Here is a 13,788-nt window from a genome sequence, read left to right on the forward strand (position 1 = left end):
ACTACAACTTCGCCGCCAGCGGCGGACGCCCAGAGCTTAAGCAGGACCCGCTCCGATATTAGTCCAATTTCAGGATGAACATATTTTTCACCATAATTGCTATCTTCTGACCGCTTGCCGCCGCCTTGGAGAGTGCTGTGTCGGACTGGATCTACGCCGTCGTCCTAGGCGTCATCGAAGGGCTGACGGAGTTCATTCCGGTCTCGTCGACGGGGATGCTGTTGCTGGCCAAGACGGCGATGGGCTTGCCGGACGGCTTCTGGGACACCTTCTGCGTGCTGATCCAGCTGGGCGCGATCCTGGCGGTGGTGGTGCTCTACTTCGGGCGGCTCTGGGGCGTGCTGCTGCGGCTGCCGCACGACAAGCAGGCCCGCCGCTTCGTGCTCAGCGTGCTGGTCGCCTTCCTGCCGGCCGCCGTGGTCGGCCTGCTGCTGCACGACTTCATCAAGAGCGTGTTGTTCGACAGCCCGCGAGTGCAGTGCGTCTCGCTGATCCTCGGCGGCCTGGTCCTGCTGGTGATCGACCGCGTCGTCCCGGCGCCCACGCGCAACGATCCGATGAAGCTGCCGCTCGCCACCGCTTTCGTGATCGGCCTCTTCCAATGCCTGGCGGTTATTCCCGGCACCTCGCGGTCCGGGGCCACCATCGTCGGCTCGATGCTGATGGGCGTCGACAAGCGCGCGGCCGCGGAATTCTCGTTCTTCCTGGCGATCCCGACCATGGCCGGGGCCTTCGCCGTCGACGCCTGGAAGAGCCGCGGTCAGTTGGCCACCACCAACATCGAGCTGATCGCGGTCGGTTTCGTGGTGTCGTTCGTGGTCGCGCTGGCGGTGATCAAGGCGATGCTGGCGATCATCTCGCGCCGCGGCCTCGCGCCGTTCGGCTGGTTCCGGATCCTGGTCGGGGCCGTCGGCCTGGGCCTGCTGGCGCTGCGGGGCTGATCGGCGCTGCGGTCCCCCGCTCCTCGTCATGGCCCGGCTCGTCCGGGCCACCCAGCCCAAGGCGAGCGCCTCAGCTGGTGAAGAACGGCGTGGGGATGGGTCACCCGGACAAGCCGGGTGATGGCGAATAAGGTTTATCCCGGACAGCCGCCCCACGGCTTTCGGGATGACAGCTAAGTGGAAATGAGAGGCCTCAGGCCCGTTCGGCGGCCATCTCGCGGTCTTCCTGGTCGGCGTACTGGCCGCCGCGGCGGTAGCGGTAGAGGTAGGTCGGCAGCACCGATTCCACGGTGGTCGGCGTGATTCCGAGGTCGGGGAGGCCCGGATAGGCGCCGCTGACCACGTTGTCGGTCTTCAGCAGCTCCACCTGGTCGGCGGTGATCGGCGGCGCGACGACGCCCGCGGCGAGATCGCCCACGGCGCCCAGCAGGCGGGCGACCGGGAAGGGCACCGGCGCCAGCAGGCGGCGGCGGCCGGTCTCCCTCAGCATCATCTCCATCAGCTCGCGGAAGGTGAACGTCGCCGGCCCGCCCAGCTCATAGGTCTGGCCGGCCGCGGCCGGGTCGCTGGCCAGGCGGGCGATCGCCTTGCCGACGTCGCCCACGAACACCGGCTGGAAGCGGGTTTTCCCGCCGCCGATCAGCGGCAGCGCCGGGCTCACCGCCGCCAGGGCCGCGAAGCGGTTGAAGAAGTGGTCCTCGGATCCGAAGACGATCGACGGGCGGACCACCACGGCGCCGGGGACCGCGTCGCGCGCCGCCAGCTCCCCCTCGGCCTTGGTGCGGGCGTACTTGGAGGCGGCGGCCGGGTCGGCGCCCAGGGCCGACATCTGCACCAGCCGGGGGATCCCCTCGGCGCGCACGGCCTCGGCGACGGTCTTGGCGCCCATGACGTGCACGGCCTGGAAGCCCTGGCGGCCGGCCTCGTAGAGCACGCCGACCAGGTTCACCGCCGCGGTGGCCCCCTCCAGCGCCCGGCGCACGGAGGCTTCGTTGCGGACGTTGGCCTGCACCACGTCGATCTGGCCCACGTCGCCGTGCAGCCGCATGGCGTAGCCGAGGTTGGGATTGCGGATCGCCACCCGGATCCGCCAGCCGGCCTTGGCGAGCTGGCGCACAGTCTGGGCCCCGATGAAGCCCGATCCGCCGAAGACGGTGACTAGGTTCTGCATAGGTGAGCGCCGGCTGCCGTTCGAGAGGTCCAGGAGGGTGCGGATAGACGATGCGGCCCCGAGCCGCAATGAGACTTGGCTAAACCTCGCGGAGCGCCGTTGACCGGGCCGGGGCGGCGCTTTAAGGAAGCGCCCTCGCGCGATCCGGTGGATCGGGCCCAGGTGGCGGAATTGGTAGACGCGCTGGCTTCAGGTGCCAGTGGCTTAACGGCCGTGAAGGTTCGAGTCCTTTCCTGGGCACCATCGATTGTAGACGACGCGCTTCGGCAGTCCTTTCCTGGGCGCCATCCCTCTCTCTATAGTGGAGAGCCGGGATGGGCCGGAGCGAGCGTACAGAGACGTGACGACCTATCTGCATCAGGGCGATCTGCCGGCCGACGCCTTGGCCAACGCCACCGCCGTCGCGATCGATTCGGAGACCATGGGCCTGCGGCTCGGGCGCGACCCGCTGTGCGTGGTGCAGCTCTCCGACGGCGGCGGCGACGCCCACGTGGTGCAACTGGACCGCACCACCTATGACGCCCCCAACCTGAAGCGGCTGCTCACCGATCCGGCGGTGACCAAGATCTTCCACTACGGCCGCTTCGATATCGCCATGTTCTGGCTTCATCTCGGGGTGGTGACGACGCCGGTCTACTGCACCAAGATCGCCTCCAAGCTGGCGCGGACCTACACCGACCGCCATGGGCTGAAGGACGTGACGCGGGAACTGGTCGGCATCGACCTCTCCAAGGCCCAGCAGAGCTCCGACTGGGGCGCGGCCAAGCTGTCCGAGGAACAGGTCGCCTACGCCGCCTCCGACGTCCTGCACCTGCATGCGCTGCGGTCCCGGCTCGACGACATGCTGGCGCGCGAGGGGCGCGACGGCCTCGCCCGCGCCTGCTTCGAGTTCCTGCCGCACCGGTCCCTGCTCGACGTCGCCGGGTGGGAAGACGTCGACATCTTCGCCCATACCTGAGGCCGCCCTGTGACGGCCCAAGACCTTTCCATGATCGCCGCCCCGGACCGCCGGGCGGGATTCGCGCGCTGGCGCCGCCGCTCGCGCCTCATCCGCCTGCTGCGCATCGCCCTGCCGGTGAGCATCTTCCTGATCTTCGCCGGCATGGCCGGGGCGGTGGCCTACAACACCTTCGGCGCCGAGCCGCCGCCGCCCAAGGACACCAACGCGCCGATTCGGCTGGTGAATCCGCGCTTTGTCGGCCGCGACGACAAGGGCCGGGCCTTCCTGTTGACCGCGGTCACCGCCACCCGCGATCCCCAGGAGTACCAGCGGGTGCTCCTCGACCACCCGGCCCTCGTGCTCGACGAGGAGGGGACCGATCCACTGCGCGTCACGGCGCACGAAGGCGTCTACAATGAAGGCGACGGCAAGCTCGAGGTGCACGGCGGCGTACGGCTCTCCGGGGCCAAGGCGGCGTTCGACACCGCAGCCTCGCTGTTCGACACCAAGACCGGGGAACTGGTCGGTTCAGGTCCTATTCAAGGTTCTGGGTCGCTTGGAGAAATCACCGCAAAGTCCTATGGCGTGTACGGCAAAGGCGAGCGGATGATCTTCAAAGGCGGCGTCCACACCCGCCTCGACTCGAAATAGAAGCAGGCGGCTGATGCGATTGAAGAGCCTTTTCCCGACGATGGTGGCCGCAGCGCTCGCGCTGCTGGGCGGCCCCGTGGCTGCGCAGCAACTGGCCACCAACTCCAAGTCCCCGGTCGACATCACCGCCGATGAGCTGGAGGTGGTGAACAACAAGTGCCAGGCGATCTGGCGCGGCAACGCCGAGGCCCTGCAGGACACTGCCCGGCTGCGCGCCGACGTGCTGACGATCTACAACCACATCGGCGGGGCCAAGCCCGGCGCACAGGGGCCGGCCTGCGGCGATATGGAGCGGATGGAGGCCCAGGGCTCGGTCTACTACGTGACCCCGCAACAGCGCGTGCACGGCGACGCCGCGGTCTACGAGGCCGGCAGCACCACCATCACCATCACCGGCGACGTGGTGGCGGTGCAGGGCCAGAACGTGCTGCGCGGCAGCCGGATGGTGTTCAACACCCAGACCGGGCAAGGTCAGATGCAGGGCGGCGCCAAGGGCCGCAAGGGCGAGCGGCCGCGCGGGGTCTTCTATCCCAGCCAGGCCAACGCCAACTCGTCGAACACGAAACCATCACCGGCGCGCCGGTAGGTCTGGAACAGGTGATCTCTTGAAGCAGGAACGCTTCGCCGTTCTCCCGGGACTGGTCGGCGAAGGCCTGGTCGTGGACAATATCGGCAAGTCGTTCCGCGGCCGGCCGGTGGTCAAGGGCGTGTCGCTGCGCCTGGCGCGCGGCGAGGTCGCGGGCCTGCTGGGCCCCAACGGCGCCGGCAAGACCACCTGTTTCTACATGATCACCGGCCTGATCCCGGCCGACTACGGCGCCATCTATCTCGACGGCGAGGACATCACCGCCCAGCCGATGTACCAGCGCGCCCGCATGGGCGTCGGCTACCTGCCGCAGGAGACCTCGATCTTCCGCGGCATGACCGTCGGCGAAAACGTCATGGCCGTGGTCGAGCTGCGCGAGCGAGACCGCAAGAAGGCCCGCGAGATCGTCACCCAGCTCCTCGAGGAGCTGCATATCGAGCACCTGCGCAACGCCCCCGCCATCTCGCTGTCCGGCGGCGAGCGTCGCCGCGTCGAGATCGCCCGCGCCCTGGCCTCCGAGCCGTCGTTCATGCTGCTGGACGAGCCCTTCGCCGGGATCGACCCGCTGGCCATCGCCGACATCCGCGAGGTGATCGCCTATCTGAAGAAGCGCGGCATCGGCATCCTGATCACCGACCACAACGTGCGCGAGACGCTGGACATCATCGACCGCGCCTCGATCATCCACGCCGGCGAGGTGCTGTTCGAGGGCCGGCCGGACGAGATCGTCGACGATCCGGAAGTCCGCCGCGTCTACCTCGGCGACACCTTCAGCTAGCCTTCGCGGTCACCGACTGGGCGCGCATGGCCTCGGCCTGCGCCAGCTTCGCCTTCCGCCAGCGAGCGCGCAGCGTCGCCGGCCGCTCGGGATAGCGCTCCTCCAGGAACTGCGCGCCGGCCACCCGATCGGTGCGGAAAGTGCGGAAATCCCGGCGTAGCTCGCACCAGGCGACCAGCAGCCGCACGGTCTCGTGGTAGCCGACCGCGATCGGCCAGATGATCCGCTCGCTCTCGCGCTCCTGCTCGTCGCGATAGGTCAGGCTGATCTTGCGCGCGCCGTGGATGGCGCGGCGCACCGCGGCCATGTCCAGCCGGTCGGGCAGGGCGTTCCAGTTCGGCGCGGCGCCGCTGGCCGGCTCCAGGATCAGCGGTCGCAGGCGCTCCGGCACCGCGACGCCGATCTTGGCGATCAGGTCCTGCGCGGCCCGCGCCAGCGCCGGGTCGCCGCGGCTGGCCACCCATTGCGCTCCCAGCACCGCCGCCTCGATCTCCTCGGCGGTCAGCATCAGCGGCGGCAGGTCGTAGCCGCCCTCCAGCACATAGCCGACGCCCGCCTCGCCGCGGATCGGCACCTGCTGGCCGATCAGGTCGGCGATGTCGCGGTAGACGGTGCGCTTTGAGGTCTCCAGTTCCGCGGCGATGGCGTCGGCGGTCACCGGCCCGCGGCCGCGCCGCAGCACCTGGATGATCTGGAACAGCCGGTCGGCGCGCCGCATGTCTCTCCCGCCACTCTGCTGACAGAACGCTGGCGGCAGAGGGGGGGCTACTCCTTCGCCTGTGTCAACTCACGGACGGAGCTTCCCCATGATCATCCTCTACGGCGTCGGCGCCGGCTTCGGCCTTCCCGAGATCAGCCCCTACGTCACCAAGACCGAGGTGCAGCTGAAGATGGCGGGCCTCGCCTATCGCAAGGAACACGGCCAGCGGGAGCAGTCGCCCAAGGGCCAGCTGCCGTTCATCGACGCGGGCGGCGAGCGCATCGCCGATTCCACCTTCATCCGCGGCTTCCTGGAGCGGACCTACGGGATCGACTTCGACGAAGGGCTCGACAGCCGCCAGCGCGCGGAGGCCTGGGCCGTCGAGCGGATGTGCGAGAATCACCTCGCCTGGACCGGCGTCCATGCCCGCTGGCTGATCCCGGAGAACTTCGCCAAGGGCCCGGCGCAGTTCTTCGCCGGCGCGCCGCCGGCGGTGCGCGACGAGGTGCTGGCCGCGGTCGGGGCCAACCTGCGCGCCGTCGGCGTCGGTCGGCACTCGGAGGCGGAGATCGTGGCGCTGGGCGTGCGCTCCCTGGCGGCGCTGTCGGTGCTGCTGGACGACCGGCCCTACCTGATGGGGTCGCGGCCCTGCGGCGCCGACGCCACGGTGTTCGCCATCCTGGCCTTCATCCTGACGCCCTATTTCGACTCCGAGCTGCGGACCCGGGCCGAGGGCTTCGCCAACCTGGTCGCCTATGGGGACCGGCTGATGGCCCAGTTCTATCCGGAGTTCCCCTGGCGGGCCGCGACAAAGCAGCCGGAAGCGGCGCTCGCCTGATCAAAACGCCGGCGGTTAACCAATCGGTGGGGAACGACAGCTTAGCCTCCAGCAAGAAACAGGCCAGAGGGGGCTATCTTGGCGCTAGGCGCACGTTTGGAGCTTCGGCAGGGCCAGGGTCTGGTCATCACGCCGCAGCTGCAGCAGGCCATCAAGCTGCTGCAGCTGTCCAACATGGAGCTCGAAGCGTTCGTCGAGACGGAGCTCGAGCGTAACCCCCTGTTGCAGCGCGAGGAGGCCGAGCCCGAGCCGACGGCGGAGGCGGTCGCGCCCAGCGACCTTTCCACCGATCGGGTGGAGGATTCGGAGGCCCGCGCCGACCTCGACGCCAGCTACGACGACTCCTCGCCCGGCGAACGGGCCACCGGCGACACCCCGGAAGCCCCGGCCGCCGAGGCGGGCGGCGCCATCGACTGGTCGAAGGCCGGCCGCGGCGGCGGCTTCGACGGTGACGCCGAGGGCATGGAGGGCTCGCTGACCCGCGAGAAGACCCTCGCCGAGCACCTGCAGGACCAACTGGCGGTCGCCGGCCTCACCGGCCCCGAGGCGGCGGTGGCGCGCGTGCTGATCGACGCCGTCGACGAGGGCGGCTACCTGCGCGCCGACCTCGACGAGATCGCCGAGCGGCTGGGCTGCGACATGGCGCTGATCGAGAAGGTGCTGGCGGTGGTCCAGGGCTTCGAGCCCACCGGCGTGGCGGCGCGCGACGTGCGCGAGTGCCTGATGCTGCAGCTGAAGGACCGCAACCGCTTCGATCCGGCCATGGACGCCCTGCTCGACAACCTGGCGCTGCTGGCGCGGCGCGACATGACCGCGCTGAAGCGGGCCTGCGGCGTCGACGACGAGGACCTCAAGGACATGGTCGCCGAGCTCCGGGCGCTGACGCCGCGCCCCGGCGCGGCGTTCGGCGGCGAGCCGGTGCAGGCCGTGGCCCCCGACGTCTTCGTGCGCGAGAGCGCCGGCGGCCTCTGGCACGTGGAGCTCAATTCCGAGACCCTGCCCCGGCTGCTGGTCGACCAGCGCTACCACGCCCGGGTCAGCGCGGTCGCCCGCTCCGACCAGGACAAGACCTTCGTCTCCGAGTGCATGGCCCAGGCCAACTGGCTGGTGAAGAGCCTCGACCAGCGGGCCAAGACCATCCTCAAGGTCTCCTCGGAGATCGTGCGCCAGCAGGACGGCTTCCTGGCCTACGGCGTCGAGCACCTGCGGCCGCTGAACCTGAAGACCGTCGCCGACGCCATCGGCATGCACGAATCCACCGTCAGCCGGGTGACCTCCAACAAGTACATCGCCACGCCGCGGGGCGTGTTCGAGATGAAGTTCTTCTTCACCTCGGCCATCCAGGCCACCGAGGGCGGCGAGGCCCACTCCGCCGAGAGCGTGCGCCACAAGATCCGCCAGCTGATCGACGCCGAGGCTAGGGACACCGACGTGCATTCCGACGACCGGATCGTGGAGATCCTCAAGGAAGCCGGCGTCGACATCGCCCGGCGCACCGTCGCCAAGTACCGCGAGGCCATGCGCATCCCCTCCTCGGTGGAACGCCGGCGGATGCTCAAGGAAGCGATCTAGGTCCGCGGGCCGCGAAAACCCTTGGCGCAGGGGCCCGCAAGGCCCAGATCAACGGCGACATGTCCGCCGCCTCCGAAATCCGTCAGCCGCTCTCCGCCATCCTGCGCGACCTCGCCGGGCAGGAGGCGCCGACCGTCTCGGTCGAACAGCTCATGGAGCGGTTCGGCGGCCGGGCCATCGGCGCCGTGCTGCTGGTCTTCGGCCTGATCTGCACCCTGCCGCTGCCGCCGGGCAGCACCACCCTGTTCGGCGCCCCGCTGGTGCTGCTGGCGCCGCAGTTGATCGTCGGCGGCCGGGTGGCCTGGCTGCCGGCGAACGTGCGCCGGCGCGGCATCGCCACCGCCGACCTGCGCCTGGGCCTGCCGCGCGTCCTACCCTGGCTGGAACGGGTGGAGGCGGTCTCCAAGCCCCGGCTGGCCTTCCTGTTCGGTGCGGTGGGCCAGCGGCTGATCGGCGTCGTCTGCACCGTGCTGGCCTTGGTGCTGATCCTGCCGATCCCACTCGGCAACATCCTGCCGGCCGCGGCGGTGAGCGTGCTGTCGCTGGCCCTGGTCCAGCGCGACGGCCTGCTGGCGCTGGTCGGCTACGCCCTGGTGGGCGCCAGCGTCGGCGTCCTGGTGCTGGCGGCGGGCATCATCAACCGCGGCGCCCACCAGCTGATTTCGCTATTCACGGCGGCTTGACACCTTCCAGCGCCGCGCGCGTTCATTCGGTCATGCAAGTTCAGATCACCGGCAAACACGTCGAACTCGGCGAGGCCCTGCGTACGCGGATCGCCGACGAACTTTCCACCAGCATAGGGAAATACTTCGACCGCGGCGGCGGCGCCGACGTCGTCGTCCTGCGTGAAGGCCATTCCTTCAAGGTCGACTGCGCCGTCACCCTGGCCTCGGGCCAGCAGCTGACCACCCACGGCCTCGGCGGCGACGCCCACGTGGCCTTCGACGCGGCCATCGCCAAGATGGACAAGCGCATCCGACGCTATAAGCGCCGCCTGAAGGACCATCACGTGCAGGCGCAGGCCAAGCAGGCCGAGACCGCCGCCTATTTCGTCCTGCAGTCCGCCGACCTGTCGGAGGACGAGGACGACGACGAATCGATCGAGCTCTTCCCGGAGCCGATGGTCATCGCCGAGACCGAGAAGCCGATCCGCACGATGACCGTTTCGATGGCGGTCATGGAGCTCGACCTGACCGAATCTCAAACAATCGTGTTTCGCAACGCCGCGCACGGCGGCTTGGCCGTGGTATATCGCCGCCCGGACGGCAACATCGGTTGGGTTGACCCGGAGCGGACGAAATCGGCGAACGGGGATAGGGCCGACGGAACCGACAGCGCCTGATTGCAATTCGAACATCCGTCACAACGGTCAGCTAGATCACGGGCCGTAAAGTTGCGGGCTTTTAGAGAACCATGAACATCGGCGAACTTCTTGATCGCAACGGCATCGTGTTGCGCGTCAGCGCGGCCAACAAGCGCCAGACCCTGGCGGTGATCGCCGAGATCGCCGCCCGTACGTTCGGCCTCGACGCCGGGGTCACCCTCGACGCCCTGACCGAGCGCGAGCAGGCGGGGTCCACGGGCGTCGGCCACGGCGTCGCCGCGCCGCATGCCCGCCTAACGGGCCTGGACCGCATGCGCGGCGTGTTCGTGCGCCTGGAACAGCCGGTGGAATTCGATTCGGTGGACGACCAGCCGGTCGACCTGATCTTCGCCCTGTTCGCCCCCAAGGACGCCGGCACCGAGCACTTGCGGGCGCTCGCCCGGGTGTCGCGGCTGCTGCGTCAGCCGAAGCTGCGCGAGCACCTGCGCCAGGCCCGTACGGTCGACGCCATCCATGCGCTCCTGGTCCAGGACGGCGGGGCCACCGCCCGCTCCTCGGCCGCCTAGACCCGGCGCCGCCAACACCGACCGACAACAAAAAAGCCGGCTTGCGCCGGCTCACGCCCTCCCCGGCCCGGGGAGGGGCGGACTGGTTGCAGAGCTAGTGCACCGACACCGGCGCCAGCTCATGGGCGAGGGCTGCGGCGACCGCGGACTCGCGATCGGTCAGCACCGCCAGGCGTTCGCCATCGGCCCGATGCACCGCATAGAGCGTCTGCTCGGGATCGAGCTCGAACCCCTGCACCTGGGACGACGGCACGCTCGCCAGGATCTCGGCCGCCTTTACGGGGCGGACATAAACAAGGTTCGGGGCGCCCAGGGCGGCGAACGCTTCAGTCGTCAATACGGGTGTCATCATGACCACCTCCAAAAACTCAACGCGTCGAACGGACGCCGGTTCAGCCGACCGTTCGGGGGAATGACGCCGGACAATCCGCACGCCATGATTTGACCGGCCACGCCCTTCAACCTGCGGAGCGGATCGGGATGGTGGTGATCCGCCTCTCCGGCTGCGGCCGCGCGAGGTCGATGTGGAGCAGGCCGTGCTCCAGGGTCGCGGCGTCCACCACCATGCCATCGGCAAGGACGAAGCTTCGGATGAAGCCCCGCGCGGCGATGCCGCGGTGGAGATAGGCCTCCTCGGGCCGGGCCGTGTCGCCGTCCCGCTTGCCGGCCACCACGAGCTGGCGGTCCTCCACGGTGACGGTGAGCTGGTCCGGCGTGAAGCCGGCGACAGCGAGCGTGATGCGCAGGCTCCCCTCGCCCGTATCCTCTACGTTGTAGGGGGGATAGCTCTCGGCGGCCGCCTTGGCGGCGCGCTCGATCAGGCTACGGGTGTGCTCGAAGCCCAGCAGGAACGGGCTGTCGAAGAGTATCGACCGGTTCATCCTTCAGAGTCCTCAAGGAAGCGACTCTCCGGCTGGGCCGCCCGGCAGCGGCGCGGCTCGACCGGACAAGGACTATTTGGGAGCCCGCGGGCGAACTTTCAATGCGCAGGGGTGGGCGCGGGCGCGGGCGCGGGCGGGCCGAGCGGCGCGGCGGGATCGGGATTTTCGCCGATCGCCACCTGGTGGATCACGAACTCGCCGCCCAGCTGGTCGTCGGGGTCGAACCGGAGCTGGTCGATCGTCGAGTTGGTCCAGTCGTCCCCGCCGGCCGCCGGCTTGGCCATGTTGTAGACCAGCGTCACCGTCTCGTTCACCGCCGGGTCCTTGCGATCCAGCGGCAGCCCGATGAACTGTTCGGCCGTGCCGTGCTGGGTGGTGGCGTAGTAGAGCACCCCCGACCACAGGCCGCCGGCCTTCCTGCGGGTCAGGCGCACCAGGACGATCGGATTGCGCGCGCCGTTCACCTGCAGCCCCTTGGGCGAGAGCACCATCGGGTCGAACCGCTGGTCGGTGACGTGCAGGCCGCCGCCGGGCTCCAGGCCCAGGACGCCGCCGCCCATGGTGAAGCCGTCGGTGGCGTTGTCGAAGGTCCACTGCTTGATGGTCTTCACCGGCTTGCCGTTCAGCTCGAAGGCGCCGGTCTGGGCGTTCCAGCGGGCCGGGCCCGGCCGTTCGCTGGCGGGGCCTGCGGGGGCCGTCGCCGCCGGCGTCGCCTGCCCGGGCTGCCCAGGTCGTGGCTTTGGCTTCTCGCACCCCGCGACCGCGAGCGCGACGGCGGCGCTTGAGAGGATGAGCAAGGTCGCTTTCACGCGCGGAAGATCCTTGGGTTGGTGCTGGCCTTCGGTCGCAGGGGTATGACACGGTTAAGCCACGCCCTGAAGCCTGACGGCCGTGGATCCGCGACCGGATCTATATGCTCCACGAACTCGCGCCGCCATTCCACTCCGGTCCGCATCACCCGGGCGGGCGTGCCGGCCGCAATGACGTTGGGGGGGATTTCGCCCACCACCATCGAACCCGCCCCGATGACGGCGCCGGCCCCGATGACGGCGCCCTTGGTGACGAGGACCCGGGTCCCGAGCCAGACGTGGTCGCCAATCGTAATCGACCGGGCCGGATTAATCCGCCGCCCGGTCGCGCGGTCGTAAATCGGATGCATGTCGCTGACGTCCATATGGATGTCGGTGGAGAACATGCAGTCTTCGCCGATGTTGATCTCGCCGGTCTCGTGCATCGAGATGCCGGCCGCGTTGATGGTGGTGCCGCGACCGATGCGCAGCACGCCGCCGTCCCCCCGCAGGGTGCGGATCATGCCATTGATGTTGCAGCCGTCGCCGATTTCGACCAGGCCGCCGTCGCCCTGCAACCAGATGCTCGCCGTCAGTACGACGTTTTTACCGATCCTCAGCGTGTTGCCCCGGCCATGGATCAGGATCCGACCCTCGACCTCGCTTTCCAGTTCCAGAACGGTGTCTGGCCTCGCAAATTCGACCGGCATCGATGCTCTTGCTCGCCCGGGCCCACAACGCCCCGTTCGACCCGTAGCATCGAAGCGCGGCCTTTGCAGACCCGAAACGCGGGTCCGCCCTAGCCGTCCAGGCGCGCGCCGCGCAGGCGCAGGGCGTTGCCGATGACGCTCACCGACGACAGCGCCATGGCCAGGGCCGCCACTTCCGGCGAGAGCGTCAGGCCGAGGCTCGGGGCGTCGTTGACCCCGTCGCCGGCCATGGCGACGCGGCGGCCCTCGGCGCGCAGCCGCTGGACGACCGCGGCCTTGTCCTGCGGCAGCACCTCCGCCTCGACATCCTCGATGCCGAGCTTGCGGGCGACCGCCAGGGCCGTGGCCCGGTTGTCGCCGGTCAGCATCGCCCGCGCCTAGCGGACCGACAACGACGAGCTGACCACCGTCGGCGGCCACCACGGCCCGGTCTACACGGTGGCCAAGGCGTCCCTGGGCGCGATCCGCGACTGGCGGATCTCCGAGCACGTCACCTTCGGCCTGGGCGGCCTCTATGCGGTGAACTTCATCCCCTCAGGGCTGACGGCCGCCTACGGCGCCGATCCGGCCGGGGCCATGGCCTTCGTGCGGATGAAGCTGCAGTAGGCCGGAAAAGGCGAAGGCCCGACGGGTTACCGTCGGGCCTTCATGGTGGAGCTAAGCGGAGTCGAACCGCTGACCTCTTGAATGCCATTCAAGCGCTCTACCAGCTGAGCTATAGCCCCGAGGTCTCGGGTTCCCAGGACGTTTGTCGCCCCCCGGGAAGGCGCGGAACCTATTCAAAGCACGTGGCGCGATCAAGCCCGGGTTTGGGCTTTTTCGCCACACCGCCGATCGAAGCCGATCAGCGGTCCTCGTCGCCCTCCTCTGGGAGGCCTTCGATCTCGTCGTCGAAGTCGTCGTCGTCCTCTTCCTCCAGGAAGGGCACGTCGGCGTCGTCTTCGACTTCTTCGTCGTCCGTGAACTCGCCCAGGTCGTCGGCGACGGGCGCCACGCCCGGTTCGGCGGTGTCCTCGTCGTCGTCGGTGGCGAGCGGCGGTTCGTCCGCCACCTCGTCCAGTTCCGGCGCGCCGATATCTTCTTCTTCTTCGTCCTCGGCGTCGTCCGCCTTGCCCTTCACCTGATCTTCTTCGACCTCAGGCTCGGGAACCACGGCGCGGGCGCGGACCCGGCGATTGCGAACGGCCTCGTCAGGATCGAATTCGGTGCCGCACTTCGGGCAGTGCGCCGGACGCTTGCTGAGGTCGTAGAACTTCGCTTGGCAGTGGGGGCAAATCTGTTTGGAGCCCAGCTCGGGATTGGCCAAAGGCGACGACCCTCTAAAACGGCGGTTTTGCGAAAG

General features: G+C 69.1%; 18 protein-coding genes, 2 tRNA genes and 1 pseudogene. 12 read left to right on the forward strand and 9 right to left on the reverse strand.

Features of this window, described 5'->3' with window-relative positions; translation table 11 throughout:
* Positions 1-137: 137 nt before the first annotated feature.
* Positions 138-941 carry an undecaprenyl-diphosphate phosphatase gene (locus DJ021_RS07465; protein WP_111456945.1) on the forward strand — a complete coding sequence of 268 codons (804 nt, stop codon included), beginning with the start codon at positions 138-140 and terminating at the stop codon, positions 939-941.
* 193 nt (positions 942-1,134) lie between these two features.
* On the opposite strand, the gene DJ021_RS07470 is transcribed toward DJ021_RS07465, so the two are convergent.
* A complete protein-coding gene (locus DJ021_RS07470; protein ID WP_111456946.1) occupies positions 1,135-2,112 on the reverse strand; it encodes a complex I NDUFA9 subunit family protein in 978 nt (325 codons plus the stop codon).
* A 156-nt stretch (positions 2,113-2,268) separates the two neighbouring features.
* Here DJ021_RS07470 and DJ021_RS07475 point away from each other — a divergent pair.
* From DJ021_RS07475 to lptB, 5 genes are all read left to right on the forward strand, one after another.
* Positions 2,269-2,355, forward strand: a tRNA-Leu gene (locus DJ021_RS07475).
* Between the two features lie 97 nt (positions 2,356-2,452).
* Positions 2,453-3,070 carry a ribonuclease D gene (locus tag DJ021_RS07480; RefSeq protein WP_111456947.1) on the forward strand — a complete coding sequence of 206 codons (618 nt, stop codon included), beginning with the start codon at positions 2,453-2,455 and terminating at the stop codon, positions 3,068-3,070.
* 30 nt (positions 3,071-3,100) lie between these two features.
* Complete coding sequence (gene lptC / locus DJ021_RS07485; RefSeq protein ID WP_111456948.1) at positions 3,101-3,703, forward strand: LPS export ABC transporter periplasmic protein LptC; 603 nt, start codon at positions 3,101-3,103, stop codon at positions 3,701-3,703.
* A gap of 13 nt (positions 3,704-3,716) precedes the next feature.
* Positions 3,717-4,289: an LptA/OstA family protein gene (locus tag DJ021_RS07490; RefSeq protein WP_111456949.1), complete on the forward strand. Its 573-nt coding sequence runs from the start codon at positions 3,717-3,719 to the stop codon at positions 4,287-4,289.
* Positions 4,290-4,341: 52 nt separating this feature from the next.
* Entirely contained in the window at positions 4,342-5,067 is a 726-nt protein-coding gene (lptB, locus tag DJ021_RS07495) for an LPS export ABC transporter ATP-binding protein (protein WP_111459018.1), read from the forward strand.
* On the opposite strand, the gene DJ021_RS07500 is transcribed toward lptB, so the two are convergent.
* Positions 5,060-5,785 (reverse strand): helix-turn-helix transcriptional regulator, encoded by a 726-nt coding sequence (locus DJ021_RS07500; protein WP_111456950.1) that lies wholly within the window; start codon positions 5,783-5,785, stop codon positions 5,060-5,062. The genes lptB and DJ021_RS07500 overlap by 8 nt on opposite strands.
* Positions 5,786-5,873: 88 nt before the next feature.
* Here DJ021_RS07500 and DJ021_RS07505 point away from each other — a divergent pair, with 88 nt between their 5' ends.
* The 5 genes from DJ021_RS07505 (at position 5,874) to DJ021_RS07525 (ending at position 10,067) form a co-directional block, all read left to right on the forward strand.
* Positions 5,874-6,605, forward strand: coding sequence for a glutathione S-transferase family protein (locus DJ021_RS07505; RefSeq protein ID WP_111456951.1), 732 nt, complete (start codon positions 5,874-5,876; stop codon positions 6,603-6,605).
* A gap of 78 nt (positions 6,606-6,683) precedes the next feature.
* A complete protein-coding gene (rpoN, locus tag DJ021_RS07510; RefSeq protein WP_111456952.1) occupies positions 6,684-8,177 on the forward strand; it encodes an RNA polymerase factor sigma-54 in 1,494 nt (497 codons plus the stop codon).
* Positions 8,178-8,236: 59 nt separating this feature from the next.
* A complete protein-coding gene (locus tag DJ021_RS07515; protein WP_111456953.1) occupies positions 8,237-8,860 on the forward strand; it encodes an exopolysaccharide biosynthesis protein in 624 nt (207 codons plus the stop codon).
* Positions 8,861-8,892: 32 nt separating this feature from the next.
* On the forward strand, positions 8,893-9,519 hold the full coding sequence (gene hpf / locus DJ021_RS07520; protein ID WP_111456954.1) for a ribosome hibernation-promoting factor, HPF/YfiA family: 627 nt from the start codon (positions 8,893-8,895) through the stop codon (positions 9,517-9,519).
* Between the two features lie 71 nt (positions 9,520-9,590).
* Positions 9,591-10,067, forward strand: coding sequence for a PTS sugar transporter subunit IIA (locus tag DJ021_RS07525; RefSeq protein ID WP_111456955.1), 477 nt, complete (start codon positions 9,591-9,593; stop codon positions 10,065-10,067).
* Positions 10,068-10,161: 94 nt separating this feature from the next.
* On the opposite strand, the gene DJ021_RS07530 is transcribed toward DJ021_RS07525, so the two are convergent.
* From DJ021_RS07530 to DJ021_RS07550, 5 genes and pseudogenes are all read right to left on the reverse strand, one after another.
* Positions 10,162-10,419: a DUF1150 family protein gene (locus DJ021_RS07530; protein ID WP_111456956.1), complete on the reverse strand. Its 258-nt coding sequence runs from the start codon at positions 10,417-10,419 to the stop codon at positions 10,162-10,164.
* A gap of 106 nt (positions 10,420-10,525) precedes the next feature.
* Positions 10,526-10,948, reverse strand: coding sequence for an Hsp20 family protein (locus DJ021_RS07535; protein ID WP_111456957.1), 423 nt, complete (start codon positions 10,946-10,948; stop codon positions 10,526-10,528).
* A 98-nt stretch (positions 10,949-11,046) separates the two neighbouring features.
* Entirely contained in the window at positions 11,047-11,757 is a 711-nt protein-coding gene (locus DJ021_RS07540; protein ID WP_133254965.1) for a hypothetical protein, read from the reverse strand.
* Positions 11,754-12,446 carry an acyltransferase gene (locus tag DJ021_RS07545; protein ID WP_111456959.1) on the reverse strand — a complete coding sequence of 231 codons (693 nt, stop codon included), beginning with the start codon at positions 12,444-12,446 and terminating at the stop codon, positions 11,754-11,756. Before DJ021_RS07545 ends, DJ021_RS07540 begins: the two co-directional genes overlap by 4 nt.
* 89 nt (positions 12,447-12,535) lie before the next feature.
* Positions 12,536-12,814 (reverse strand): annotated as a pseudogene (locus DJ021_RS07550) (HAD-IC family P-type ATPase); the annotation flags it as partial.
* Between the two features lie 70 nt (positions 12,815-12,884).
* Here DJ021_RS07550 and DJ021_RS18845 point away from each other — a divergent pair.
* Complete coding sequence (locus tag DJ021_RS18845) at positions 12,885-13,052, forward strand: hypothetical protein (protein ID WP_165837142.1); 168 nt, start codon at positions 12,885-12,887, stop codon at positions 13,050-13,052.
* A gap of 43 nt (positions 13,053-13,095) precedes the next feature.
* On the opposite strand, the gene DJ021_RS07555 is transcribed toward DJ021_RS18845, so the two are convergent.
* Both DJ021_RS07555 and DJ021_RS07560 read right to left on the reverse strand, forming a co-directional pair.
* Positions 13,096-13,171, reverse strand: a tRNA-Ala gene (locus tag DJ021_RS07555).
* A 119-nt stretch (positions 13,172-13,290) separates the two neighbouring features.
* Positions 13,291-13,752, reverse strand: a complete 462-nt coding sequence (locus DJ021_RS07560) for a TIGR02300 family protein (protein WP_111456960.1) — start codon at positions 13,750-13,752, stop codon at positions 13,291-13,293.
* Positions 13,753-13,788 lie beyond the last annotated feature (36 nt).

The sequence above is a fragment of the Phenylobacterium hankyongense genome, from assembly GCF_003254505.1.
In the GTDB taxonomy this organism is placed as follows: domain Bacteria; phylum Pseudomonadota; class Alphaproteobacteria; order Caulobacterales; family Caulobacteraceae; genus Phenylobacterium; species Phenylobacterium hankyongense.

Bases quoted from the DNA above. Each gene is read 5' to 3' on its own strand.
- DJ021_RS07470 (WP_111456946.1), bottom strand. From the start codon at position 2,112: ATGCAGAACCTAGTCACCGTCTTCGGCGGATCGGGCTTCATCGGGGCC.
- lptC (WP_111456948.1), top strand. From the start codon at position 3,101: ATGATCGCCGCCCCGGACCGCCGGGCGGGATTCGCGCGCTGGCGCCGC.
- DJ021_RS07490 (WP_111456949.1), top strand. From the start codon at position 3,717: ATGCGATTGAAGAGCCTTTTCCCGACGATGGTGGCCGCAGCGCTCGCG.
- DJ021_RS07500 (WP_111456950.1), bottom strand. From the start codon at position 5,785: ATGCGGCGCGCCGACCGGCTGTTCCAGATCATCCAGGTGCTGCGGCGC.
- DJ021_RS07505 (WP_111456951.1), top strand. From the start codon at position 5,874: ATGATCATCCTCTACGGCGTCGGCGCCGGCTTCGGCCTTCCCGAGATC.
- DJ021_RS07515 (WP_111456953.1), top strand. From the start codon at position 8,237: ATGTCCGCCGCCTCCGAAATCCGTCAGCCGCTCTCCGCCATCCTGCGC.
- hpf (WP_111456954.1), top strand. From the start codon at position 8,893: ATGCAAGTTCAGATCACCGGCAAACACGTCGAACTCGGCGAGGCCCTG.
- DJ021_RS07525 (WP_111456955.1), top strand. From the start codon at position 9,591: ATGAACATCGGCGAACTTCTTGATCGCAACGGCATCGTGTTGCGCGTC.
- DJ021_RS07530 (WP_111456956.1), bottom strand. From the start codon at position 10,419: ATGATGACACCCGTATTGACGACTGAAGCGTTCGCCGCCCTGGGCGCC.
- DJ021_RS07535 (WP_111456957.1), bottom strand. From the start codon at position 10,948: ATGAACCGGTCGATACTCTTCGACAGCCCGTTCCTGCTGGGCTTCGAG.
- DJ021_RS07545 (WP_111456959.1), bottom strand. From the start codon at position 12,446: ATGCCGGTCGAATTTGCGAGGCCAGACACCGTTCTGGAACTGGAAAGC.